The organism is Lysinibacillus sp. NPDC097162, from assembly GCF_044762185.1.
In the GTDB taxonomy this organism is placed as follows: Bacteria; Bacillota; Bacilli; order Bacillales_A; family Planococcaceae; genus Lysinibacillus.
This window is the reverse complement of the sequence record NZ_JBIWDT010000001.1, coordinates 1,819,330-1,843,915: the sequence shown is the minus strand read 5'-3', so window position 1 is coordinate 1,843,915 and position 24,586 is coordinate 1,819,330. Positions and strand designations below refer to the sequence as shown.

Sequence of the window (24,586 nt, the reverse complement as noted above, 5' to 3'; positions counted from 1 at the left end):
TGCTGTTGTGAATCGATAGACAAGAAGGAGGCATATTTTGATGAGTACGAATGTTTCAATTAATGAAAAAGAACAATTGGCGACAGAAGAAGTAGCGCAAACTTTTCAAGCGAAAGACGGTGCAGACGTTTTAGTCCAAGCGCTACATGATCAAGATGTAGAGATAATTTTTGGTTATCCAGGTGGGGCAGTACTTCAAATATACGATGCAATGTACAAAAACCCAATTCGTCATATTTTAACACGTCACGAGCAAGGTGCCATTCACGCAGCTGAAGGCTATGCACGTGTATCGAATAAACCGGGAGTTGTTATCGCAACAAGTGGTCCAGGTGCAACGAATCTAGTAACAGGTATTGCGGATGCGATGATTGATTCAATTCCACTAGTTGTTTTCACTGGTCAGGTAGCAACATCTGTTATTGGAACAGATGCATTCCAAGAGGCAGATATTATGGGCATTACAACACCGATTACAAAGCATAACTATCAAGTGCAGGATGTGAATGATATTCCACGCATTGTGAAAGAAGCTTTCCATATTGCCAACACAGGCCGTAAAGGACCAGTTGTTGTGGATTTCCCAAAAAACGTCTCTCAAATGCTGTTTGATGTAGATAATCCACCAAAAGAACCAGAAGAAATCTATTTACCGGGATATCAGCCAACTTATAAGCCGAACTATTTACAAATTCAAAAGGCTATTCAAGCAATTTCATTAGCTAAAAATCCAGTAATTTTAGCAGGAGCTGGTGTACTATTTGCAGATGCACGTGAAGAATTAACGACATTCGCTGAAAAGTATCGAATTCCAGTGGCCAATACATTATTAGGTCTCGGCTCCATCCATGGTGACCATGAATTATTCATTGGTATGGCAGGGATGCATGGGACAGTAACAGCGAATATTGCGATTACGAAATCAGATTTACTTTTAAATATCGGTGCTCGCTTTGATGATCGCTTAACAGGGAATTTAGCAACGTTTGCACCGAATGCGACAATTGTCCATATCGATATCGATCCGGCTGAAATTGGTAAAAACGTACCAACCGATATCCCAATCGTTGCGGATGCGAAAGAGGCGCTAAAATCTTTATTGAAAAAAGACTTTGATGGTCCAGATACTGCACAATGGCTAGAGTTTTTAAATAATCACGCAAATGAATATCCGCTTTGGTATACAAAAGAAGCTGGTGACTCGGAAGTTTTACCGCAGGAAGCACTAGAGCTTGTGCATAAAATTACTGAAGGAGATGCCATTGTTACGACGGATGTAGGGCAGCATCAAATGTGGGCTGCGCAATATTACCGCTTAAACAATGATCATGGATGGGTAACGTCTGGTGGACTTGGTACGATGGGCTTCGGCTTCCCGGCCGCAATTGGAGCCCAGTTTGCGAAGCCAGACAAAAAAGTTGTTTCCATTGTAGGCGATGCAGGATTCCAAATGACTGCACAAGAGCTTTCATTATTACAAGAATTCAACTTACCAGTAAAAATTGTGATTTTAAATAACAGCTGTTTAGGAATGGTACGCCAATGGCAACAAACATTTTATGAAGAGCGTTATTCATCTTCACTTATGCCGATCCAGCCAGACTTTGTTAAATTAGCGGATGCATACGGCATTAAAGGCTATCGAATTGACACAATTGACGAAGCGGAAAGTATTTTCCGTGAGGCACTTCTTAATGACGAGCCAGCGTTAATCGATTGCCGCGTAAAACAGCTTGAATGTGTATACCCAATGGTTGCACCAGGTAAAGGGTTACATGAAATGATTGGGGTGAAAAAGAATTGAAACGAGTAATTACCGTAACAGTGATTAATCAAAGTGGTGTACTAAACCGTGTAACAGGTTTACTTATGAAGCGTCAATTCAATATCGAATCGATCACAGTTGGTCATACAGAACAGCCAAACTTCTCTAAAATGACTTTTGTTGTAAATGTAGAAGATGAGCGGAAAATTGAACAACTTGTGAAGCAACTATCGAAGCAAATTGATGTGTTAAAAGTCAATGACATTACAGATAAATCTATCGTGCTTCGTGAGCTAGCGCTTGTGAAGGTTATTTCACCACCAAATTTACGTCTGGAAATGAACTCAATTGTTGAACCGTTCCGCCCACAAATTATTGATACAGCGAAAAACGTTGTGACATATCAAGTGGTAGGACATCCAGAAAAAATTGATGCCTTTATTGAGCTAATTCGCCCATATGGTATTAAAGAATTAACACGTACGGGTGCTACAGCATCTGTTCGTGAAACACAAAAAATCATGAATACACAGCTCTCTATTTTAAAATAGTTTGCATATAAAATTGAAACTTGTGATTTGCAATACTGAATAAGTAGTAATAATCGCAAGCAAAAAAATAAACCCACTATTAGGAGGAAACAAACAATGGCTACTATGTACTATGAACAAAACATCAACGAGGACGTATTAAAAGGGAAAAAAATCGCAATTATCGGTTACGGCTCACAAGGTCATGCACATGCATTAAACCTTAAAGAATCAGGATTCGATGTAGTAGTAGGTGTTCGTCCAGGCGGATCTTTCGACGCAGCAAAAGCGGATGGCTTAGATGTAAAAACAGTTGCTGAAGCAGCTCAACAAGCAGATGTAATTCAAATCTTACTTCCAGACGAGCGTCAAAAAGCAGTTTATGAAGCTGAAATTGCTCCATATTTAGAAGCTGGTAAAGCTCTTATGTTCGCTCATGGTTTCAATATTCACTTCGGTCAAATTACACCACCTGCAGATGTTGACGTATTTTTAGTAGCACCAAAAGGTCCAGGGCATCTAGTTCGTCGTCAATTCCAACAAGGTGCAGGTGTACCAGGTTTATTCGCAATCCATCAAGATGCAACTGGTCAAGCAAAAGATTTAGCTCTTGCTTACGGTAAAGGTATTGGTGCAGCACGCGGTGGTTTACTTGAAACTTCATTCAAAGAGGAAACAGAAACAGACCTATTCGGTGAGCAAGCAGTACTTTGCGGTGGGGCAACTCAATTAGTAAAAGCAGGATTCGAAACATTAGTAGAGGCTGGCTACCAACCAGAACTTGCTTACTTCGAAACATTACACGAATTAAAATTAATCGTGGACTTAATGTTTGAAGGTGGTATGGCAACAATGCGTTACTCAGTATCAGATACTGCTGAGTGGGGTGATTATGTTGCAGGTCCACGTATCATTGACGAATCTGTTAAAGGTCGTATGAAGGAAGTATTAACAGATATCCAAGATGGTACATTTGCTCGTCGTTGGATTCAAGAAAATGAAAATGGTCGTCCAGACTATACGAAGTTCAAAGAAGCTGGTGCTAACCACCAAATTGAAGAAGTTGGTGCAAAATTACGTGCAATGATGCCATTCATTAATGAAGGTAAGGAAAAAGTTGTGAGAGAAGTGGCTACAAGTGCGAAAAATTGATATTTTCGATACAACACTTCGCGATGGCGAACAATCTGCAGGTATTAACTTAAATACAGCAGAGAAAATTGAAATTGCTAAGCAACTTGAACGACTAGGTGTAACGATTATTGAAGCAGGTTTTCCTGCTTCATCTCCTGGTGATTTTGATGCGGTCAACCGAATTGCCGGTACTGTGAAAAATTCAATCGTTACAGGGCTAGCTCGTTGCGTCCAAAAAGATATAGATACAACATGGGAAGCTATTAAAGTAGCAGAACAACCACATGTTCATATATTTTTAGCAACATCTCCAATTCATATGGAATACAAGCTGAAAAAATCACCAGAGCAAGTAGTAGAGCAAGCAATTGAAGCTGTGAAGTATGCGAAAAAATACTTCCCTCTTGTGCAATGGTCTGCAGAGGATGCTTTCCGATCGGATCGTGAATTTTTAGTCCGTATTATGAATGATGTTATTGCTGCTGGTGCAACGACGATTAACGTGCCTGATACAGTTGGCTATGCTTCTCCACAAGAATATGGGGCATTATTTAAATTTTTACTAGAAAATGTGAAAGGTGCTGAAAAAGTTAAATTCTCAGCACATTGCCATGATGACTTAGGGATGGCGACGGCGAACACAATCGCAGCTATCGAAAATGGTGCTTCACAAATAGAAGGAACAATGAACGGTATCGGAGAGCGTGCAGGGAATGTTGCACTAGAAGAAATCGCTGTGGCTCTTCATATCCGTAAAGATATGTACCCTGTGGAAACAGGTATTAATCTACAAGAAATTAAGCGCACATCTCAATTAGTAAGTAAACTAACGAATGTCGTTATTCAGCCGAACAAAGCAATCGTTGGTAAAAATGCATTTGCCCATGAGTCTGGTATTCATCAAGACGGCGTGCTAAAAAATCCTGAAACTTACGAAATTATTTCACCGGCATTAATTGGCGAAGGTGAAGTGCCACTTGTCCTTGGAAAACATTCTGGACGTGCTGCCTTCCGAGATCGTGCAGTAACAATGGGTTTCACACTGTCAGACGAAAAGCTAAACAAAGCATTTGTTGAATTTAAACAGCTCGCAGATCGTAAAAAGGAAATTACGGAAGAAGACTTGCTAACACTTCTTACGGAGCAACAAGTACAAATTGAAGATGTGCCATTATTTGAACTAAAAATGGTACAGGTACAATATGGTACAGAAAATATTCCGACAGCCACTGCAACTGTTGTGACGCCAGAAGGCCATGTGAAAAATGTAGTGGCAACGGGCTCAGGCTCAGTAGAAGCTATTTTTAATACATTAGAACAGCTTGTGCCAGGTAACATCAATGTTATAGATTACCGTGTGAAGTCTGTCGGCAAAGGGCGCGATGCACTTGGTGAAGCTGTCATTAATATTCGATACGATGGTGTATCAACAACGGGACGAAACTCATCGCAAGATGTATTAGAAGCATCTGCGAAAGCTTATTTAAATGCGATTAATCGACATTTAATCCAAGTAAGTCTTCGAGCTCAAGGTCAACTAGTTTAATTTGATTTGGCTCTCACCTGCCTGAAATAGGTGAGAGTCTTTCCTAAAACAGCGTAACCATACTCTATAAAAAGAAAGGTGTTTTATAAATGGAGAAAAAAATTACAGTACTTCCTGGCGACGGAATTGGGCCAGAAGTGGTTGCGTCAGCTATACGTGTATTACAAGTAATCGGTAAACGATTTAACCATACATTCCATTTAGGTTATGGAACGATCGGAGGCGCTGCCATCGATCAACATAATAATCCACTACCTGATGAAACAATTGAAATGTGTGAGGGCAGCGATGCCATTTTATTAGGAGCAGTAGGGGGTCCGAAATGGGACAATAACCCTCCAGAACTACGTCCAGAAAAAGGATTGTTACGTATTCGCAAGCACTTTGACTTATTCGCAAATTTACGTCCAGTAAAGGCGTTCCCGAGTTTACTAGATGCTTCACCTTTAAAACGTGAAGTAGCCGAAAACGTCGATTTAATGATCGTACGTGAACTTACAGGCGGCGTATACTTCGGGGAACCACGTATGCGTACTGAAAATGGCGCAATTGATACTACAGTTTACTCAATAGCAGAAGTAGAGCGTATCGTTGAAAATGCCTTTGAATTAGCACGTTTACGTGGAGGCAAATTATGTTCTGTCGATAAAGCAAACGTACTTGAAACAAGCCGTTTATGGCGTGAAGTTGTAGAAGCGAAGAAAAAGGATTATCCAGATGTGCAAGTCGAGCACAACTTAGTAGATTCAGTAGCTATGAAATTAATTACGAATCCAGCTCACTATGATGTCGTTGTTACAGAAAACATGTTTGGTGATATTTTAAGTGATGAAGCATCGGTTATAACAGGATCTCTCGGTGTATTACCATCCGCATCCATCCGTGGTGATAATTTTGGTCTTTATGAACCAGTACACGGTTCAGCACCAGAGATTGCAGGGCAAGGTGTTGCCAATCCAGCAGCAACAATTCTGTCAGTCGCTATGATGTTACAATACTCATTCGGCCTAGCAGAAGAAGCAGCTGAAATTGAACGTGCTGTTAGTGCTGTGTTTGATGATGGTTACTTTACAGCTGACCTTTCACGCGATGGTGGGCGCACGTTATCTACAAATGAATGGACAGATAAAGTAATTAATGAAATTGATACAAGTTTTGTATCGGAAAGTATTATGACAACATATATTTAAGAAATAGGTGAAGACAATGGGAAAAAATATAATTGAAAAGATTTGGGATAAACATGTTGTTTATCAGGAAGAGGGCAAACCGGACCTGTTATATATTGATCTTCATTTAATTCATGAAGTAACTTCTCCGCAAGCATTTGAAGGTTTACGCATGAACGGACGTAAAGTGCGTCGTCCTGATTTAAGCTTTGCAACGATGGATCATAACGTTCCAACGAAAAATTTACCGACTATTAATGACCCAATTGCACGCAATCAAATCGAAACATTAGCGAAAAATGCTGCTGAATTTGGGATTGAACTTGCAGGTATGGGTCACCCTGATCAAGGAATTGTACACGTTATTGGACCAGAATTAGGTTTAACACAACCTGGTAAAACAATCGTATGTGGAGATTCTCATACTTCTACACATGGTGCATTCGGTGCCATTGCATTTGGTATCGGTACATCAGAAGTAGAGCACGTAATGTCCACACAAACGTTATGGCAAAACAAGCCTAAAACAATGGAAATCCGTGTTGAAGGCGAGCTTCCAGTTGGCGTTGCGGCAAAGGATATTATTTTGGCAATCATCTCGAAATTTGGCATTGGCGTTGGTACAGGGCATATTGTGGAATTCACTGGAGAGGCAATCCACAAACTGTCAATGGAAGAACGGATGACAATCTGTAATATGTCAATCGAAGCGGGAGCAAAGGCTGGTCTTGTATCACCAGACCAAATTACAGTAGATTATATTCGTGGCCGCAAATATGCACCACAAGGTGACAAATTTGAAGAAGCTACAGCTTATTGGTTAAGTTTAGCATCAGATGAGGATGCTACATATGATGAAGTGCGTATCATTAAGGCTGAGGAAATCGAGCCAATTATTACATGGGGTACGAATCCTTCGATGGGTTCTGGTGTATCGCAAAATGTACCGACGCAGGCAGATTATAAAGATGAGTCTGACAAAGCGGCTCTTCGTAAAGCACTTGCTTATATGGGCTTAGAAGAGGGTCAGCCGTTAACTTCAATCGATATCCAATACGTATTTATTGGCTCATGCACGAACTCACGCTTAAGCGATTTGCGTGCTGCGGCAAACGTTATTCAAGGCCGCAAAGTTCATGAAAACGTTACAGCAATCGTTGTTCCGGGCTCCCATACTACAAAAAAACAAGCAGAGGCTGAAGGTTTGGATAAAATTTTCATTGATGCTGGTTTTGAATGGCGCGAATCAGGTTGCTCGATGTGCTTGGCAATGAATGATGATGTTGTACCAGCTGGTAAACGCTGTGCATCAACATCAAACCGTAACTTCGAAGGTCGTCAAGGTACTGGCGCGCGCACGCATTTAGTATCACCGCCGATGGCAGCAGCTGCAGCCATTGCAGGACATTTCGTTGATGTACGGGAATTCGTGAAGGAAACTGTGTAAAAGTTAAATTTACACGGAAGGGATGATTGAAATGGAACCAATTAATATTGTAAAAAGTGTTATTACACCACTTGATCGTAAAAATGTAGATACAGATCAAATTATTTCGAAAGAATTTTTAAAACGGATTGAGCGCACAGGCTTTGGTCAATATTTGTTTTATCACTGGCGCTATGATGCGCAAGGAAATGAAGTACAAGACTTTGTATTAAATAAACCTGAGTTTAAAGACTCTAAAATTCTAGTAGCACAAGATAATTTTGGTTGTGGCTCTTCTCGTGAGCATGCACCATGGGCCATTTTAGATTATGGCTTCAATGTAGTCATTGCACCATCGTTCGCAGATATTTTCCACAATAACTGCTTTAAAAATGGAATTTTACCAATCAAGCTAACAGAAGCAGAGTGCGATGAAATTTTAGAAAAAGGTTTAGCAAACCCTTACCATGTAGAAGTAAATCTTGAAGCACAAACTGTAACGGGCGAAGATGGTAAAGTCTACACATTTAATATCGATTCCTATTATAAAGAAACATTATTAAATGGCTGGGATGAAATTGCCCTAACAATTAAGTACGAAGATCAAATTGCTGCATATGAAGCGCAGCGAATAGCCTACTAATTAGCAAAAGTGGCTTAGAAAAAAGTGTTAGATTGACTGCGTTCAATCTAACACTTTTTTTGATGTAAACGTTGTTGTTCGTTTGCCTCACAGGCGAAATAGGTGAATCGCTGATAAACCTGGTGGAATCGCCGATACATGGCGGGAAATCGCCGATAAACCTTGTGGAATCGCCGATACATCGTAAGAAATCGCCAGTAAACCTAGTGAAATCGCCGATACATCGTAAGAATGAGAACAAGTAAGCCTTTGTCTTTCTATTGTTGACTCGGTAAAATGGTAAGGAAGATGGAAAGGATGATTCAGATGATAACAGTAATCGGTAGTTTAAATATGGATTTAGTAATACAAATGGCTAATTTTCCACAGCAAGGAGAAACAGTGCTTGGTGAAGCGTTTCGAACAAGTCCTGGTGGGAAAGGCGCTAATCAGGCTATTGCCGCTGCACGTCTAGGTAGTCAAGTAACAATGGTGGGATGCGTAGGCAATGATGACTTCGGTAATACATTGCGAACAGTTTTAGAGCAAGAGCATGTTAATACGAAAACACTTATATCAGCGTCAGTACCAACGGGAGTAGCTAATATTTTAGTTCATCATAATGATAATCGGATTATTGTAGTACCTGGGGCAAATTATACATTGGAACCGTCTCATTTAGATGCGGTTAAAGACGTGATAGAGCAGAGCCAAATAGTAATTTTACAGCTAGAAATTCCTAAAGAAACGACGGCATATGCCTTGAAATTATGTAAGGGTGCTAATGTGCCAGTGCTATTAAACCCTGCACCAGCGGCGAATTTTGATATGCAGTGGATGAAGGATATAACATACATCACACCGAATGAAATAGAGTGTGCCCAAATATTTGGAGATGATTTCGACAGTATACTAGAAAAGTATCCGAATAAAATAATTATTACATTAGGAAGTGATGGCGCTCGTTATTTTGATGGAGAGTACCCTATTCATGTTCCTGGCTATATGACAAAAGCATTAGATACAACAGGAGCAGGCGACACATTTAATGGTACACTTGCGTATGCATTAACAGAGGGGCAATCATTGGACGAAGCTGTTTATTTTGCAAATATAGCAGCCTCGCTTTCTGTCGAGAAATTAGGCGCACAAGGCGGTATGCCAACGCTTAGCCAAGTGTATGCGCGAATGGCTGGTTATGACGAATAGTAAATATTACGCTTCAAGATTAGCTTTAAGTTCGTAATAGGTTAGCATGAAAATCTCATTTCATTTACCTAGTTGTGCAATAAATAAAGAAAATATAGAAAATTGAACTAAGAAGTAAATCCTATTTGTGACAACCCGAACTAAGTAGTTTGTCCTTTTTTGTTATTAATTTTCAACTATGTATAAGAAATAGAATAGTTTCATTTATAATGAAACTATAGATACATAGGAAAGAGGTTTTGAGGATGACGAATATTGACACTACGCCAATCGACTATACAGCCTCAGCGAATAATATTTTGCCACAGTTTGTGGATCGTTTACGTCAACTGCACAGCATTATTGTACAAAATACATATGTAAAAGATACAGCTAAGCACTTAAATCGTATAATCCAAGATGCAAACAATGAAACAATGGTACTGATAGTCGGGAAACAACGTGTAGGAAAAACAACCCTTGTGAATGGACTTCTTGGTCGTTCTATTTTACCTGTTAGCGATCAAAATCCGACAGGGGTTAACACGTTTTTACGTTACGGTGAAAATGAGGAAGTAAAAGCTTATTTTTTAGATGGTATGGTGGCAATATTTGATATGAGTAAATTAGAATTACTCACAACAGGAGATACATTTGCATCACAAATTTTACGTGAACATTTAGACTATCTAGAAGTATATATAAAACATGATTTATTGAAATCTGTGACAATTATCGATTCGGTATCATTGGAAGCAGGAGGGGGAGAAATGGCCTATTTCTCTGAATCTTTGATCAATCGTGTGGATGAAATTTTCTGGGTGCTACGCTCTCAATCAATGGCTATTGACGCAGAAATTTTATTAATGGAGGCTTTAAAAAATAAAGGGGTTGTACCTCTTTGTATTGTCAATGCAATTGATACAAATAATAATACAGAAGCGTTTATAAGTTCTGAAAAAAAGCGAATTGGTCATTTAATTAGCGACTTTGTTCCTGTTTCGGCAATCGATGCCATCGAAGCACAACGAACAGAAAATAAAGAGTTATGGCACCAGAGTCAATATGATAATTTAATTGCGGAAATTCAACGTGTCGCGATGAATAGTGATAAAAAAACGTATGCAATTATTATTCGTTTTTTACAATGGCTAGAACGTTTCCGTTTTGAATTAACAGTAATACCACAACGTGACCCATTTCAATCAGCAGTTGAAAATATTGAAAAATTTGCTGGCGATACACAATATGAATTTTCACGTTACCAACGCGATTTAGCGATTGTACAAGAATACGAACAAGAGTATGAACAGGTAGCGAATGTCTTCAAAAATGTTCAAACATTGTATCAGCTCTTACAAACGATTTCCCAAAATGATTATTTACAGGATGATCAAGTAGAACAGTTTACTGAAAAGGCGGTAATCTATCAGCAAGCCTTACGAGAATATCGAAATATGCATAACGAATATATGCGAGAACATGAGCGCCTAGATGCACAACATAAAAAAATTCATGGCAAAGGACTTATGAAAGCCATCTTTGGTCAACATACCCAAAATGAATTTTTCAAAGAACGTGTTCTTCGCTTAAATGAACAGCAAGAGGAATGTGTTACTCAGTATGCGAAAGTAAGAGAAGCGGAAGCCTCAATTATTGAAGAAATACAATCAATCCAAAGCTATTTGATAGGGTTATCGAAAAAACGTTTAGCTCGAATAGAAAACAGGGTGAAAGAGCTTAACCAGCAACGTGCAAAAGAGAAAAAGCAACTAAAATTATATGCAGCTAAATTAAATGAGTTTTCATGTTTAATTGAAGCGCAAGGATTTATTAAAGATAATATAAAGCCATTTTTAATGGAAGATAGAATGCCACTTCGCGTAAAAGATCAACAAATGCTGGAAGAAACAATCTACAGTATTATTGACATCGATTTATCGAAAAATGGCTTACTCGCTAGAAGTCAGATGAATAATAAAATGGAAAGTATTGAGATTCCTTTTGAGGTTGACAGTAAATATCCATTACAAGACTTACGCCTTGCAGAGACGGATGTTAAATCAAACGATATTCCCGCAATACCAAATAAATTAGAAGTACAATATGAATCATAATATGTATTAGTCAAAGTCCTAAAAGTGATGGATTCTTTTAGGGCTTTGTTTTATTTATATAGCATGAAAGTGTGGATGAATGGGAACAACTTCCTTAATGGCTTAACTAGAGATTTATCCTATTAACAATATCCTTTTGATGATATAAAATAGGCATACAAAGATGAAGTGGGGGGTTTTTTTGGTTTCTTCTAAAGATGTAGCAAAGTTTGCCGGTGTCTCTCAGACGACTGTTTCAAGAGTGTTAAATACACCTGAATTAGTAAAGCCGAAAACAATAAAAAAAGTGATGGAGGCAATTGAAGAATTAAACTATATTCCAAACGATATTGCAAGATCACTAGTACAACAAAAGACAGGAATTATTACTTTAATTTCTGGACCTTTGCATAATCCTTTTTTTGTCGATACAACAACTGCAATTGTTAATTATGCGAACGCCAGGGGCTATAAAGTAAATGTGCATTTTGGAACGGAAGAAAATTTACATACAATTTATAGTTCCGTGTTAGAAACGAAAGTGGATGCAATTATTTTATCTTCTATCGGGTATACGGATCCATTATTTTATAAGCTCGAAAAATTGGATATACCCTTTATAATGTTTAATCGTAAGCATAAAGAAAATAAGCATTTTGTAGAAATCAATAATGTGGATGCTGGTTATTTAGCGACTAAACATATGCTTTCTTTAGGTCATACGGATCTTTGCTGGATTGGTGGACCACATGAAATGAGTACTTTTTTTGGAAGATATGAGGGCTTCAAAAGAGCGTTAGCAGAAGCAGAAATTGACACAAATATAGTGCCAACATTTTTTACAAATACGAGCAAAGACGATATTAAGCGAGCATTTGAAGAACTATTGCTATTAAACCCAAGACCGACAGCGATTTGTGCTGCAACAGACGCTATTGCTATTGAAATTTTAAACCAATGTTTAGAGCAAGGATTTGCTATTCCTAACGATTTTAATGTTATTGGTATTGATAATGTAGAGTTAAGTAAACATCGTTCAATCTCCTTGACTACTGTGGGCATCGAATCGGAAAAAAATCTAGGATTTCTAGCGATTGAAAAATTATTTGATGTTATGGAGAAAAAAAGTACTTGCATCAAGCAAACTGAATCTGTTAAACTTTTCCCAAGAAACACAACAGGTAAAAAATGAACTGATATTCGTCAGTTTATTTTTTTACTTGATAAATGGTTACGTATTCATTTCTTTATTTTCAGAAATGAATACGTAACCATAAAGGGGAGGAGGAGGATGACTTGAAGAAAGAATTATTGATTAATGACGAATGGCGTATGACAGAAGGGTATACCGATGTGTATGCCCCATATTCAAAGGAATTAATTGCTAAATTCGCTATGGCAACTGAAGTTGACGTGCAAGATGCAATTGAAAGTGCGCAAAAAGCTATTTCAAAAATGGCATCTTTAACAGCATTCCAGAGAGCACAAATTTTGGAACAATTATCGAATTTATTTGCTGAACATCGAGATGAGGCTGCTTCAATAATTTCATTAGAATCAGCTAAGCCACTAAAGTATGCAATTGCAGAAATAGACCGAACAATTGAAACCTATAAGTTTGCAGCAGAGGAAGCGAAGCGACTTGCAGGAGAGTTAATTCCTATGGACGCTTCAAAAAGTGGAGAAGGACGCTTTGCCTATACATTACGTGAACCAATTGGAGTAATAGCGGCAATTACACCATTTAATTTCCCTCAAAATCTTGTCGCACATAAAGTCGGACCAGCATTAGCAGCAGGAAATACAATTGTTTTAAAACCGGCAACACAAACGGCCTTATCAGCACACTTTTTAGCAAAATTATTAGCCCAAACAGATTTGCCAGCAGGTGCCTTTAATTTAATCACAGGGCAAGGAAAGCTCGTAGGAGATACATTTTTAGCACATCCACATGTGAAAATGATTACTTTTACAGGCAGTCCTGCAGTAGGTATTTCACTTCGGAATAGAGCAGGTTTGAAAAAGGTAACGTTAGAACTTGGCTCCAATGCAGGCGTTATTGTCGATGAAGGGGTTCAATTAGATAAAATAATGGACCGCATTGTAATGGGAGCGTTCTCAAACCAAGGTCAAGTTTGTATTTCACTACAACGAATTTATGTAAAGGACAATGTAGTTGATCTATTTTTAGAACAATTAACAGCAAAAATTAAGCAACTGACGCTAGGGAATCCACTTGATCCCACGACAGATCTTACAACGATGATTTCAGAAACGGAGCAACAGCGTGCCCTCACTTGGATTCAAGAGGCTATTAAGAATGGGGCACAAATAATTACTGGTGGTCGCATTGAAAACAATATTTTACTACCTACAGTGCTATACAATGTACCATCCTATAGCCGTGTTTCATGTGAAGAAATTTTTGCTCCAGTAGTTATCGTCAACAAAGTGTCCACAATAGATGAAGCGATTGAAGCAATAAATGATTCTAATTACGGCTTACAAGCTGGCATCTTTACACCTTCTATTGAAACGGCCTTTAAAGCTTCAAAAAAAATGCAAGTAGGTGGTGTCATTATTAATGATGTTCCTACGTATCGTGTAGATCATATGCCATATGGTGGAGTAAAAGAAAGTGGGACAGGAAGAGAAGGAATTAAATATGCAATAGAAGAAATGACCGAGATGAAACTAGTTATTTGGAATAACAACTAATCATGAAATGGGGATGTTTGTAAATGAAGATGATAAATCAACATGCTAAGCTTTTTGTTATGGATAATGGCACGATGCGGATGGATAAAAATTATATGATTGCAATGCATAATCCGGCGACAATCGATCATCCAAATCAACCTAATGAATTTGTTGAATTTCCCGTTTATACAGTTTTAATAGATCATCCAGAAGGAAAAATTTTATTTGATACAGCATGTAATCCGAACTCAATGGGACCTGAAGGACGCTGGGGTGAATTTACACAAAAAGCATTTCCTATTAATATGCCAGAAGAATGCTATTTACACCATCGCTTAGAAGAATTAAATGTTCGCCCAGAAGATATTAAATATGTTGTTGCTTCACATCTTCATTTAGATCATGCAGGTTGTTTAGAACTTTTTACGAATGCTACGATTATTGTGCAGGAAGATGAATTTAATGGCACATTACAAACATATGCGAGAAATGTTAAGGATGGCGCTTATGTTTGGGGTGATATTGATATGTGGATTAAAAACAATTTACAGTGGCGATTAATCAAACGTGGTGAAGATAATGTGAAACTTGCAGAAGGCATTAATATATTAAATTTTGGTAGTGGCCATGCTTGGGGTATGCTTGGCTTGCATATTAATATGCCGGAAACTGGAGGAATAATTTTAGCGTCAGATGCCATTTACACAGCCGAAAGCTTTGGACCTCCTGTGAAGCCTCCTGGTATTATTTATGATTCAGTCGGCTATAATTCAACAGTTGAACGAATTCGACGCTTAGCAAATGAAACGAATTCACAAGTTTGGTTTGGTCATGATCCTGTGCAATTTAAATCATTTAGAAAATCCACAGAAGGCTATTATGAATAGATAGGAGTAGATTGAAAATGAATAAATTAACCTTTACTCCTACAAGTTATACAGGTTGGGGTTGTTTGCAACAGCTTCTTGTAGAAGTAAAAAAATTTCAAGCAAATAATATATTAATAGTAACAGATCCATTTTTACAAGACTTAGGTTTAGTGGATCAAGTTAAAAAGCCATTGCAGGACAATGGGTATAAGACGACAATTTATACTGACATTGCTCCTGAGCCACCTCTTGCAATTGGTGAAAAACTAGTGGACTATACACGAAACCATCAGTTTGATTTAGTTATTGGATTAGGTGGGGGAAGTGCATTAGATTTAGCTAAGCTAGCTGCTGTATTAGCTACTCATGATGGTCAGGTGGCTGACTATTTAAATTTAACAGGCACGAAAACACTTGAAAATAAAGGGCTTCCGAAAATTTTAATTCCAACAACTTCAGGTACAGGCTCAGAGGTTACAAATATTTCTGTTTTATCGTTAGAAACGACTAAGGATGTTGTGACGCATGATTATTTACTGGCTGATGTAGCCATTGTGGATCCGCAATTAACGATTTCCTTGCCTTCAAAAGTAACTGCCGCTACGGGTGTAGACGCTTTAACACATGCAATTGAAGCATATGTTTCTATCAATGCAAATGAAGTGACAGATGGACTTGCACTGCAAGCGATTAGATTGATCAGTAACTCAATTCGTACAGCGGTACACGATGGTAATAACAAGCAAGCACGCTCGGATATGAGTTATGGTAGTTACTTAGCAGGGTTAGCATTTTTTAATGCAGGTGTAGCAGGGGTACATGCTTTAGCTTATCCGCTTGGTGGTCAGTACCATATTGCACATGGAGATTCAAATGCTGTACTATTGCCATACGTAATGGGCTATATTCGCCAAAGTTGTGAAAAACGCATGAAAGATATATTAGATGCAATGGGTCTTTCCTCTATGTATTTAACGCAAGAAGCTGCTTCCTATAAGTGTGTTGATGCATTGCAACAAATAGTACGCGATGTAAATATTCCTTCGACTTTAAAAGGTTTTAACATACCAGAAACTGCACTTGAACAATTAACGGATGATGCAACAAAGCAAACAAGAATTTTAGCTCGCAGTCCAATGCCATTAAATCAGGATGATATTTTTGCTATTTACCGCGCTGCATTTGATGGCGAAATCCGTGAGCCAAACTGACCGTTGTAGGAAAACATCTTGAAAATGAAAAGGGCTGAATCAAATATTATTTGATTCAGCCCTTTTTTTATTAAGCTTCAGTATCTGGTGTGAAAGAGCGATTCGCTAATTCAGCATCTAGCATAAAGATAGCATTCGAATCATTTTGAATACGTTCAATTTTACGTATTAACGTATCAAATGTTGATTCTTCCTCAACTTGCTCATCGATAAACCATTTTAAAAATGCCATAGTTGCGTGCTCACGTTCATCTAATGCAATATCAGATAAGTTGTAAATACGACGAGTCACTTCTTTTTCATGAGACATAGCTGTTTTAAAGGCATGTAAAATAGAGTCGAAATGATTTTCAGGACTGTCAAATCCGTGTATTGATGCACGATAGCCCATATCACTTAAGAAATTATAAAATTTCAACGCATGAAAACGTTCTTCTTCAGCTTGCACTAAAAAGAAATTCGCAAAGCCATCGTAATCTTGGTCTGTGCAAAATGCAGCCATTGCCATATAAGCATGAGCGGAGTAAAATTCAAAATTCATTTGTTCGTTTAGTGCTGTGTGTAGTTTTTCAGATAACATAAATGTTCCTCCCTTTGCAGTAAATACCTACTACTTCTCATAGTATATAGCGAAAGATGGCCATCATACAGAAAAATATTTTTTTCGCCCTAAATGTTGCAAAAATAAATTGATATTCGTTCTCAATTAGAAAAATTAGTCAAATTCATTTTTTAATCGCCAAATTACTTCTAATAGATTCGTAAACAAATTTATGAAATCTAAATATAGATTTAATGCCATCCCAATGACTTCCTCGTCTGACACATGATGATGTCGAATGCGGTTAAAATCATACACTGTGAAAAGACTAAACAGTAAGACAGAAATAGCGGCAATAATAAGCCCAATAATATTACTTACTGGTATAAACATAAAAAGAAGCGAAAACACAAGCACGACGATAAGCACAGTGAATAAATAGCTTCCCCAATTTGAAATATCTTTATTCATCATCATACCTACAAGTGCTAGTATGACAAAAATAATAACGGTTGCTCCGAAAACTAATAAAACTAATTGCGGTCCGAGCTGATCAATAAAAAATTGTGTTGTCCAAAATAGTAAAATACCCATTAAAAAGGGGATTGCATACATAATAGAGTTAGCTAGTTTTAAGCTACGAACAAAGCAGGCAATGATTAGAAGTATTATACAAAGAATCGAAAGCGGCATTATAACAGTCGATGGTAATAAAGTGGCGATAAATATTCCTACCACGGTCAATACCCACATAAAGGTAAAGTGTTTTAAAATTTTGTTTAAGTTTTGATTACGGTTAGCGTAAGCCATTTAAAAATTCCTTTCTTTTTAAGCTTTCTTAGTCCAATACCCGATTATACTGTAGCAATCGCTGATAGAGTAGGGCAATCGCCATTAAACAAAGTAAAATCGCCACTAAACTAGGAGAAATCGATACTAAACTTGAGCGAATCGCCATTAACTATTAACTATTATAAAAAATTCGCCAAGACATTATGTCTAGGCGAATTTTATTTTAAGCGTTTATGCTTCCTTCTTTTGGTTTTTTACACCTACTAAGTAGCCACTTAGCGCGATTGCAACTAATACAATCCAGAATGTAGCTTTCCAAAGTGTTGAGTGTGGGAATTCATGCGGAATAACCCCTAATTTTTCATGTGCTAAAGTTAAGACAGCTAACTTCACACCAACCCAACCAACGATAAGGAAGGCAGCCGTTTCGAGTGACGGAAATTTTTCGAGTACACGTACGAACCAGCGTGCTGCAAATCGCATCATTACGACCCCAATAATACCACCAAGGAACATAACGCCGAATTGGCCTGCGTTAATGCCACCAACATCGAAATTCCCTAAATGCGGTAATGTAACTGCAATCGCAACTGCTGCTAAAATGGAATCTACTGCAAAGGCGATGTCTGCAAGCTCAACTTTAACAACTGTCATCCAGAAACCAGATTGTTTTTTAGGTTCTTTAATTTCATCTGAGTCCCCTGCAGCTTTCCGTGAATCGTAAATATGCTTAATCGACATGAATAGCAAGTAAGCAGCACCTAAAGCTTGAATTTGCCAAAAATTCACGAGTACAGTAATTAAGAATAAAGCGGCAAAACGGAAAATGAATGCACCTACTAATCCGTATAGTAATGCCTTTTGTTGTTGTACTTTTGGTAAATGTTTAACCATTACCGCCATAACGACTGCATTGTCCGCTGCTAAAAGTCCTTCTAGTACAATTAATACAACTAATACCCATGCGTATTCTAATAAAATGGCTTCCAAATGTGTTTCCTCCTTTATTTTGGACAGAAATGAATATAATGCTCTTTCCTATTTTTAATTTTAGGCAAAAGAAAAAGACCCATGCCTAAAAAATAGGCAAAGGTCTTGCTAAGCACAACTATTTGGAAGTTCCAAATAATAATTTGTACCGAAAATTATCAGTACAGCACTCATCTACTAGATGAGCTTGCTATCACACCCGATGGCAACTGCCATGTAATGACGAATGTGAAATCAGATGTATCGCTCACATCTGCTAGCTACTCCCCTTTGACAAAAATGTCAAAAGCTATTCAATTCTTCTTACAAAGATTATAGCATGTAGTGAACTAAATGCAAATGAAAAGTAATCTTCTATTTAAAAATTATTTTCCGAATTATTATCACAAGTGGTACTATTGATGTTAAGTGAAATTTTTTAGCAACTTAGAAGGGAGACATATATGTATAAAAAGTTTTTTTCATACTACAAACCACATAAACGATTATTCGTTGTCGATTTTTCTAGTGCGATTATTGTAGCAATACTAGAGCTCGCCTTTCCATTAGCTGTTCAATGGTTCATTGACAAACTACTGCCTACAGGGGAGTGGAGTATGATTGTCAAAGTAAGTATTTTGCTATTGCTAGTATACGTACTTAGCACCGTACTAAACTTTATTGTCAATTATTTAGGGCATAAACTTGGTATAAATATTGAAACCGATATGCGGCAAGAACTGTTTAATCATGTCCAGCGCCAATCATTCCGTTTCTTTGATAATACGAAAACTGGGCATATTATGAGCAGAATTACAAATGATTTATTTGATATTGGTGAATTTGCCCATCACGGTCCAGAAGATTTATTTATTGCTATTATGACGTTTGTAGGTGCTTTCGTTATTATGTTTAATGTCAACCCAACACTTGCGTTAATTGCAGCGATTATGGTGCCGTTCTTAATGTGGCTTGTAACAGTTAGTAACATTAAGATGAACAATGCATGGAAAACGTTGTACGTTAAAATTGCAGATGTAAACGGTCGTGTGGAGGATAGCGTTTCTGGTGTGCGCGTTGTGAAATCTTTTACAAATGAAGCGTATGAAATGGAACGTTTTAAGGAGCAAAATGGTTTTTTCCGTTCGGCAAAATTATACGCCTATAAGATTATGGCAGGGGCGCATTCGAGTATTTATATGATGACTCGATTGTTAACGTTAGTTGTCCTTGTAGTAGGAGCCTGGTTAAGCTTTAATGGGAAATTATCGTATGGAGGACTTGTAAGCTTTGTATTGTATACAAATGTTCTTATTAAACCAATCGATAAAATTAGTGCGTTGTTAGAACTGTATCCGAAAGGGATGGCAGGCTTTAAGCGTTTCCGTGAGTTAATAGAGCAGGAGCCAGAAATTCAGGATCGTGAGGGAGCAAAGCAAGTAACACATTTATGTGGAGACATCTCGTTTAAAGATGTTGATTTTAATTATGATACGTCAAAAGCTGTTTTACAAGGTATTTCATTTGATGTGCATGCAGGACAAACAATTGCCTTTGTTGGTCCATCTGGAGCTGGAAAAACGACAATTTGTTCTTTAATTCCAAGGTTTTATGATGTCACTAAAGGAGCGATTACAATTGATGGCTTGGATGTACGTAATATGACACAAGCCTCTCTACGAGCACAAATTGGCATTGTACAACAAGATGTCTTTTTATTTACAGGGACAATTCGAGAAAATATTGCCTATGGTCGTTTAGGTGCAAGTGATGAAGACGTTGAAAAAGCAGCTAAAAGGGCGCATTTAGAATCGTTTATTGCAGAGCTTCCAGATGGTTATGAGACACAGATTGGTGAACGTGGCTTAAAGCTATCTGGTGGGCAAAAGCAACGTATTGCCATTGCACGTATGTTCTTGAAAAATCCACCGATTTTAATTTTGGATGAGGCAACTTCTGCGCTAGATACAGAAACGGAAATGATTATTCAACAATCGTTAGCGGAACTTGCTGAAAATCGAACAACACTCATTATTGCGCATCGTCTAGCGACAATCCGTAATGCGGATCGGGTACTTGTTGTCACACAAAATGGTATTGAAGAGGATGGTACGTATGCGGAACTAGTGGCACAAGATGGTATTTTCGCAAAATTACATCATATTCAATTTCGTAAAACAGAAATTGAAAAAGTAGTACAATAGTATAGATGTTAAACATATTCAAAAGGCATCGAGTAAATCAATACTCGATGCCTTTGTTTTATTTTACTTGCTATTTTGTAATTGTTTCAATAAAAGATTCTCTACCAGGATTTACCTTGACTACGTTTATTTTTATGTTGCGTATAGAATCTTCCGTTAAGTCGATTTTACCGTTATTCTCTAATTTTTTCCATGTCTTAACGTCTTTGCGATAGAGCTGTTCAGATAAACGGTAAATATCAGTATTCAATGCTAACGATTCCTTAAATGTTTCCCTTACTTCTTTTTCTACCTGTTTTTTGACCAACTGACGAATTTCTTCGGTCGTAATTTCTTCTGTAATACCAAGAACGTTAGCTTCCATTTTTATTTCAATATCAAATTGTACGTTTTCGTTTTTTACGACTGGAGAAATAAGAACTTTTAAATGATCTAATGTAATGGTTACGAATTGTTTTTGCTCTCCAATTTGCCCGGTTATTTCACTGCGAATTGTTTCATTGTTCATCCATTTAATACCATTTGCGTTTTCTTCGGTGAGAAATCCTTTTAATCCTTCTTTAGATAGTAGTGTAATACCTTTTATTTCCACTGATTCTGACTGTCCTTTGGAAGATACCCATCCTCTATCAATTGATACTAATGGAAGATAAACTTCATGGCTGGGCTCATTTAGACCTATCACTAATTTTCGAAGATCAATCGGTCTTACAAAAGATTCTTGCTTAAACGAATTTATCGGATCTCCGAGTTTAGATAATGTTAGAGCTTTATTATTGATCGGTGTTACGACAAGTAATTTATCGAGTGGCTCTTTTGTGCCATATATCCAAATTTGATATCGTGTTTCACGATAACGAGTTAAGAAATCGAGTACTTGATTTACCTTGTTGTTATTCATTACTTCTTCTGAAAGTATAATATAGGTGATATGTCCCCAAAACGCTTTTTGATCAATGGAATGATATAAATCGAAAAGAGAATCTTCAATTGTTTTACCTTTTGCATGTCCAATTTCAGCCTGTTGAGCTTGCGGATTATTTGGCTGTTCGGATTTGGCTATATTGGCAAAATCAATAATTTGCATGTAAGTTTCATAATTGCCATCTTTATAATCTATACCAAGCGCATGGACATAGTACATTCTTTGTGGTTCAGTGACATCCCAACATCCTGATAACAGTGTAGTGAATGCTAACAACATTATACTGAGTATTTTTTTATTCATTTTTATCCTCACTCGCACGGGTTTGATCTTGTGGTGCAATATAGTTTGGACGCTTGGTATAACCTTTTGGTGATAAGCGTAACAGTGTTTTTTTAATGGTTGACCAATCTAAATCAGCGCCAATTTGCATATAAGAGTTACCGAATATTCTAATATTACATAAGTAAAGAAGGGTTACGTATAGTGAAATAAAAAAGCCGAATAAACCAAAAAAGCCGCTTAATAAAATGAAGCCAACGCGGAAAATACTGATTGTCGTAACGAGTGATTGATTAACGAGTGTAAAGGATGCAATAGTAGAAACGGCAATAATTACAATCATTTCTGGACTTGTAACACCTGCACGTATTGCTGCATCGCCAATAATTAAACCACCAACGACACTTATCGTTCCACCGATTACAGATGGTAGACGTAAGCCTGCTTCTCTAAACAGCTCAAACATTAATAGCATCAATAGCATTTCAAGCGAAGAGGGGAAGGGTAGGCCGGTTCGACCTTGGACAACAGTTGCTAAAAGCAATAATGGTAATTGATTTTGGTGATAGGTTGTTAAAGCAAGCCAAAAAGCAGGTAACAGTAGGCCGATAAAAATACCAGATATACGTAGTAGACGTTCAAGTGAACTAAAAACAATCGGGTATTCATTATCTTCCCCTGACTTTAACAGTAAAAATAAATTAACAGGAGTAATGACAGCATAAGCTACGCCATCTACAAAAATTAAAAAACGTCCTCGTATCAATGATTGAATTGCAAAATCTGGCCGTCCTGTATAATCAGTTTTTGGGAAAAACCTTGTATTTTTGTTTACACGCTCCATTAGTAAATCACCGCTAAATACAATATCCGTATCGACTGATTGTAATTGTACTTTTATACTATTTAAAATTTCCAAGTTCGCAATGTCGCCAAAATAAAGTATAGCAACGGTTGTCTTTGAGCGTTTCCCAAGTTCCATTTTTTCTACACATAAGGAATTCGTAGGCAGTCGTTTTCGTATTAATGCAATATTGACCGAGATATCTTCAATAAAATTATCTCTAGGCCCTTTAACGAGTACTTCCATCCTAGTTTCTTCAGGATTACGATTAGGCTTTCTGGCAATATTACTGGCATAAAGCAGATCATCCGTTTCAAAAAAAAGAAGTAAATGGCCATTATAAATGAGTGTAATGGCTTCTGACTGGTCTGTTACTTGTTGTAGGCCAGGGATGTGTAACTGTTTATTGATAGCATCTTGTAGTGATGCGTCCTTTAAATTATCAAAAAGAGCTTGAACACGCATGACAATGACATCATTGAGAAGTTGTTGATCAATCATCGCCTCACAGATGACAAATTGTACTTTATGTTGCTGGAATGCATATTCTTGAAAATGAACATCAGCAGACTTTTCAAATAACTGCTTTAAGGTTGATAAATCTAAGGGCTTTTCTGTTGAGGGCATCAAGTGTCACCACTTTCCGTGTCTTGGGTATCGGCTTTAGATTTTTTTCCTTTCTTTCCTGACATGAAAGCTACAATCATTAAAAATATAGATAGTAAGAAAAAGAAAATAAATGTACCTGCTAACATATAATTTCCTTTAAGTTGTAGAAATATGTGTTCATTTAATAACATTAATGGTAGACATATAAAAAAGAATGGAGGTGCAACCATTTTCCAAATACGTCGGTGATCTCCTGCCATGCCCAATAAATCTGTAACGATATATAAAATAAATCCGACTCGAATAAATGTGCCAGTTAACCATTGATAAATTGAAAGAAAGTCTAGATGCTCCACATAGCGTCCTATTGTTACTAAGCCCCACTCTTCGTAAGCCGGATAACGTTGTTTTGAGGCCTCAGCTGGTCCAAACTCTGTAATGGCACCAACGAGGGGACCCATTGTTAGCCCTGCTAAAATAAAGAGTATAATGGCGAAGTGATACCAACGCATTCGATCTTTAATTTGGTGTTGTATGAGTAAAAATAATATTAATTCCGAAAAACCCGAGGCGGGGAAGACGAGCCCCTGTAAAACTGGCGTAAATCCATGTTCAAAAAAAGGACGTAGTAAGTCATAGTCCTTAACTTGTAAGTTTGTAAAGGCAACAAAAAATCCAAAAACAACTACAGCTAATAAAACGAATACATTGACGATGACGATCGTTTGTAAACTAGTCGTAACAAGTAGGATACAAAGAACGACGTATATAGCAAGTAAGATTAACCTTGGCGTTCTAGGTAAAAAAGTGGTATTTACCCACTGTAAGGTTTCAATCATTGTAAAGGCCGCAATAATGATAAGATAAATTGCGATAGTATAAATCACGATTTTAGAACCGATTTTTCCGATTTTTTGTGGCAGCCAATCTTTTAAAGGCTCTTGATTCGATTTTCTATGAATATAAACTAAAAGAAAGAGCCAAGGGAACATTATAATCGTTGTAAAAATTACAGATAGCCAGCTATCTCTTTCTGCAGTTTCCAATAACGGAGGCATAATTGTAACGTGATTTTTTAAGCCAATAACGGTCATTGCTAGGAAGACAACATGTAAAATACTAATTGATCCTACACCTTTCATTTGAAAACCCTCTAACATGTTT

The 24,586-nt window shown here is 37.4% G+C and carries 20 protein-coding genes; 14 read left to right on the top strand and 6 right to left on the bottom strand.

Going from position 1 to position 24,586, the window contains the following annotated elements; genetic code table 11:
* Positions 1-40 precede the first annotated feature (40 nt).
* The 13 genes from ilvB (at position 41) to ACIQXW_RS09320 (ending at position 16,256) form a co-directional block, all read left to right on the top strand.
* Positions 41-1,804, top strand: a complete 1,764-nt coding sequence (gene ilvB, locus ACIQXW_RS09380; RefSeq protein ID WP_340824022.1) for a biosynthetic-type acetolactate synthase large subunit — start codon at positions 41-43, stop codon at positions 1,802-1,804.
* On the top strand, positions 1,801-2,316 hold the full coding sequence (gene ilvN / locus ACIQXW_RS09375) for an acetolactate synthase small subunit (protein ID WP_173478925.1): 516 nt from the start codon (positions 1,801-1,803) through the stop codon (positions 2,314-2,316). The genes ilvB and ilvN overlap by 4 nt, the downstream gene beginning before the upstream one ends.
* Positions 2,317-2,412: 96 nt before the next feature.
* Positions 2,413-3,447, top strand: a complete 1,035-nt coding sequence (gene ilvC / locus ACIQXW_RS09370; RefSeq protein WP_340824023.1) for a ketol-acid reductoisomerase — start codon at positions 2,413-2,415, stop codon at positions 3,445-3,447.
* On the top strand, positions 3,434-4,975 hold the full coding sequence (locus ACIQXW_RS09365) for a 2-isopropylmalate synthase (RefSeq protein ID WP_402761441.1): 1,542 nt from the start codon (positions 3,434-3,436) through the stop codon (positions 4,973-4,975). The genes ilvC and ACIQXW_RS09365 overlap by 14 nt, the downstream gene beginning before the upstream one ends.
* Before the next feature lie 89 nt (positions 4,976-5,064).
* Positions 5,065-6,165 carry a 3-isopropylmalate dehydrogenase gene (gene leuB, locus ACIQXW_RS09360; RefSeq protein ID WP_340824026.1) on the top strand — a complete coding sequence of 367 codons (1,101 nt, stop codon included), beginning with the start codon at positions 5,065-5,067 and terminating at the stop codon, positions 6,163-6,165.
* A 16-nt stretch (positions 6,166-6,181) separates the two neighbouring features.
* A complete protein-coding gene (leuC, locus tag ACIQXW_RS09355) occupies positions 6,182-7,591 on the top strand; it encodes a 3-isopropylmalate dehydratase large subunit (protein ID WP_340824027.1) in 1,410 nt (469 codons plus the stop codon).
* 31 nt (positions 7,592-7,622) lie between these two features.
* Positions 7,623-8,213 (top strand): 3-isopropylmalate dehydratase small subunit, encoded by a 591-nt coding sequence (gene leuD / locus ACIQXW_RS09350; protein WP_402761438.1) that lies wholly within the window; start codon positions 7,623-7,625, stop codon positions 8,211-8,213.
* 306 nt (positions 8,214-8,519) lie between these two features.
* Positions 8,520-9,401 carry a ribokinase gene (gene rbsK, locus ACIQXW_RS09345; protein WP_402762496.1) on the top strand — a complete coding sequence of 294 codons (882 nt, stop codon included), beginning with the start codon at positions 8,520-8,522 and terminating at the stop codon, positions 9,399-9,401.
* Positions 9,402-9,646: 245 nt separating this feature from the next.
* Positions 9,647-11,497 carry a dynamin family protein gene (locus ACIQXW_RS09340; RefSeq protein ID WP_402761435.1) on the top strand — a complete coding sequence of 617 codons (1,851 nt, stop codon included), beginning with the start codon at positions 9,647-9,649 and terminating at the stop codon, positions 11,495-11,497.
* A gap of 181 nt (positions 11,498-11,678) precedes the next feature.
* The gene (locus ACIQXW_RS09335) at positions 11,679-12,668 is read left to right on the top strand and encodes a LacI family DNA-binding transcriptional regulator (RefSeq protein WP_340824030.1); all 990 of its coding nucleotides are present in this window, start codon (positions 11,679-11,681) and stop codon (positions 12,666-12,668) included.
* Positions 12,669-12,772: 104 nt separating this feature from the next.
* Positions 12,773-14,194 carry an aldehyde dehydrogenase family protein gene (locus ACIQXW_RS09330; RefSeq protein WP_402761432.1) on the top strand — a complete coding sequence of 474 codons (1,422 nt, stop codon included), beginning with the start codon at positions 12,773-12,775 and terminating at the stop codon, positions 14,192-14,194.
* A 23-nt stretch (positions 14,195-14,217) separates the two neighbouring features.
* Positions 14,218-15,063: an AhlS family quorum-quenching N-acyl homoserine lactonase gene (gene ahlS / locus ACIQXW_RS09325; protein WP_340824032.1), complete on the top strand. Its 846-nt coding sequence runs from the start codon at positions 14,218-14,220 to the stop codon at positions 15,061-15,063.
* A 17-nt stretch (positions 15,064-15,080) separates the two neighbouring features.
* Positions 15,081-16,256, top strand: coding sequence for an iron-containing alcohol dehydrogenase (locus ACIQXW_RS09320; RefSeq protein WP_402761429.1), 1,176 nt, complete (start codon positions 15,081-15,083; stop codon positions 16,254-16,256).
* 70 nt (positions 16,257-16,326) lie between these two features.
* On the opposite strand, the gene ACIQXW_RS09315 is transcribed toward ACIQXW_RS09320, so the two are convergent.
* The 3 genes from ACIQXW_RS09315 to ACIQXW_RS09305 all read right to left on the bottom strand — a co-directional run bounded on the left by ACIQXW_RS09315 (position 16,327) and on the right by ACIQXW_RS09305 (position 18,579).
* Positions 16,327-16,836, bottom strand: coding sequence for a ferritin (locus ACIQXW_RS09315; protein WP_402761426.1), 510 nt, complete (start codon positions 16,834-16,836; stop codon positions 16,327-16,329).
* A 135-nt stretch (positions 16,837-16,971) separates the two neighbouring features.
* A complete protein-coding gene (locus ACIQXW_RS09310) occupies positions 16,972-17,607 on the bottom strand; it encodes a Bax inhibitor-1/YccA family protein (protein WP_340824036.1) in 636 nt (211 codons plus the stop codon).
* 213 nt (positions 17,608-17,820) lie between these two features.
* Positions 17,821-18,579: a TerC family protein gene (locus tag ACIQXW_RS09305; protein ID WP_340824038.1), complete on the bottom strand. Its 759-nt coding sequence runs from the start codon at positions 18,577-18,579 to the stop codon at positions 17,821-17,823.
* 443 nt (positions 18,580-19,022) lie between these two features.
* Between ACIQXW_RS09305 and ACIQXW_RS09300 the strand changes: the two genes are divergently transcribed.
* Complete coding sequence (locus ACIQXW_RS09300) at positions 19,023-20,762, top strand: ABC transporter ATP-binding protein (RefSeq protein WP_402761422.1); 1,740 nt, start codon at positions 19,023-19,025, stop codon at positions 20,760-20,762.
* Positions 20,763-20,832: 70 nt separating this feature from the next.
* On the opposite strand, the gene ACIQXW_RS09295 is transcribed toward ACIQXW_RS09300, so the two are convergent.
* Genes ACIQXW_RS09295 through ACIQXW_RS09285 form a run of 3 tightly spaced genes read right to left on the bottom strand, consistent with a single transcriptional unit; the run spans position 20,833 to position 24,564 of the window.
* Entirely contained in the window at positions 20,833-21,990 is a 1,158-nt protein-coding gene (locus ACIQXW_RS09295) for a Ger(x)C family spore germination protein (RefSeq protein ID WP_402761419.1), read from the bottom strand.
* Positions 21,983-23,440 carry a spore germination protein gene (locus ACIQXW_RS09290; RefSeq protein ID WP_401017308.1) on the bottom strand — a complete coding sequence of 486 codons (1,458 nt, stop codon included), beginning with the start codon at positions 23,438-23,440 and terminating at the stop codon, positions 21,983-21,985. Before ACIQXW_RS09290 ends, ACIQXW_RS09295 begins: the two co-directional genes overlap by 8 nt.
* A complete protein-coding gene (locus ACIQXW_RS09285; RefSeq protein ID WP_401017307.1) occupies positions 23,440-24,564 on the bottom strand; it encodes an endospore germination permease in 1,125 nt (374 codons plus the stop codon). The genes ACIQXW_RS09290 and ACIQXW_RS09285 overlap by 1 nt, the downstream gene beginning before the upstream one ends.
* Positions 24,565-24,586 lie beyond the last annotated feature (22 nt).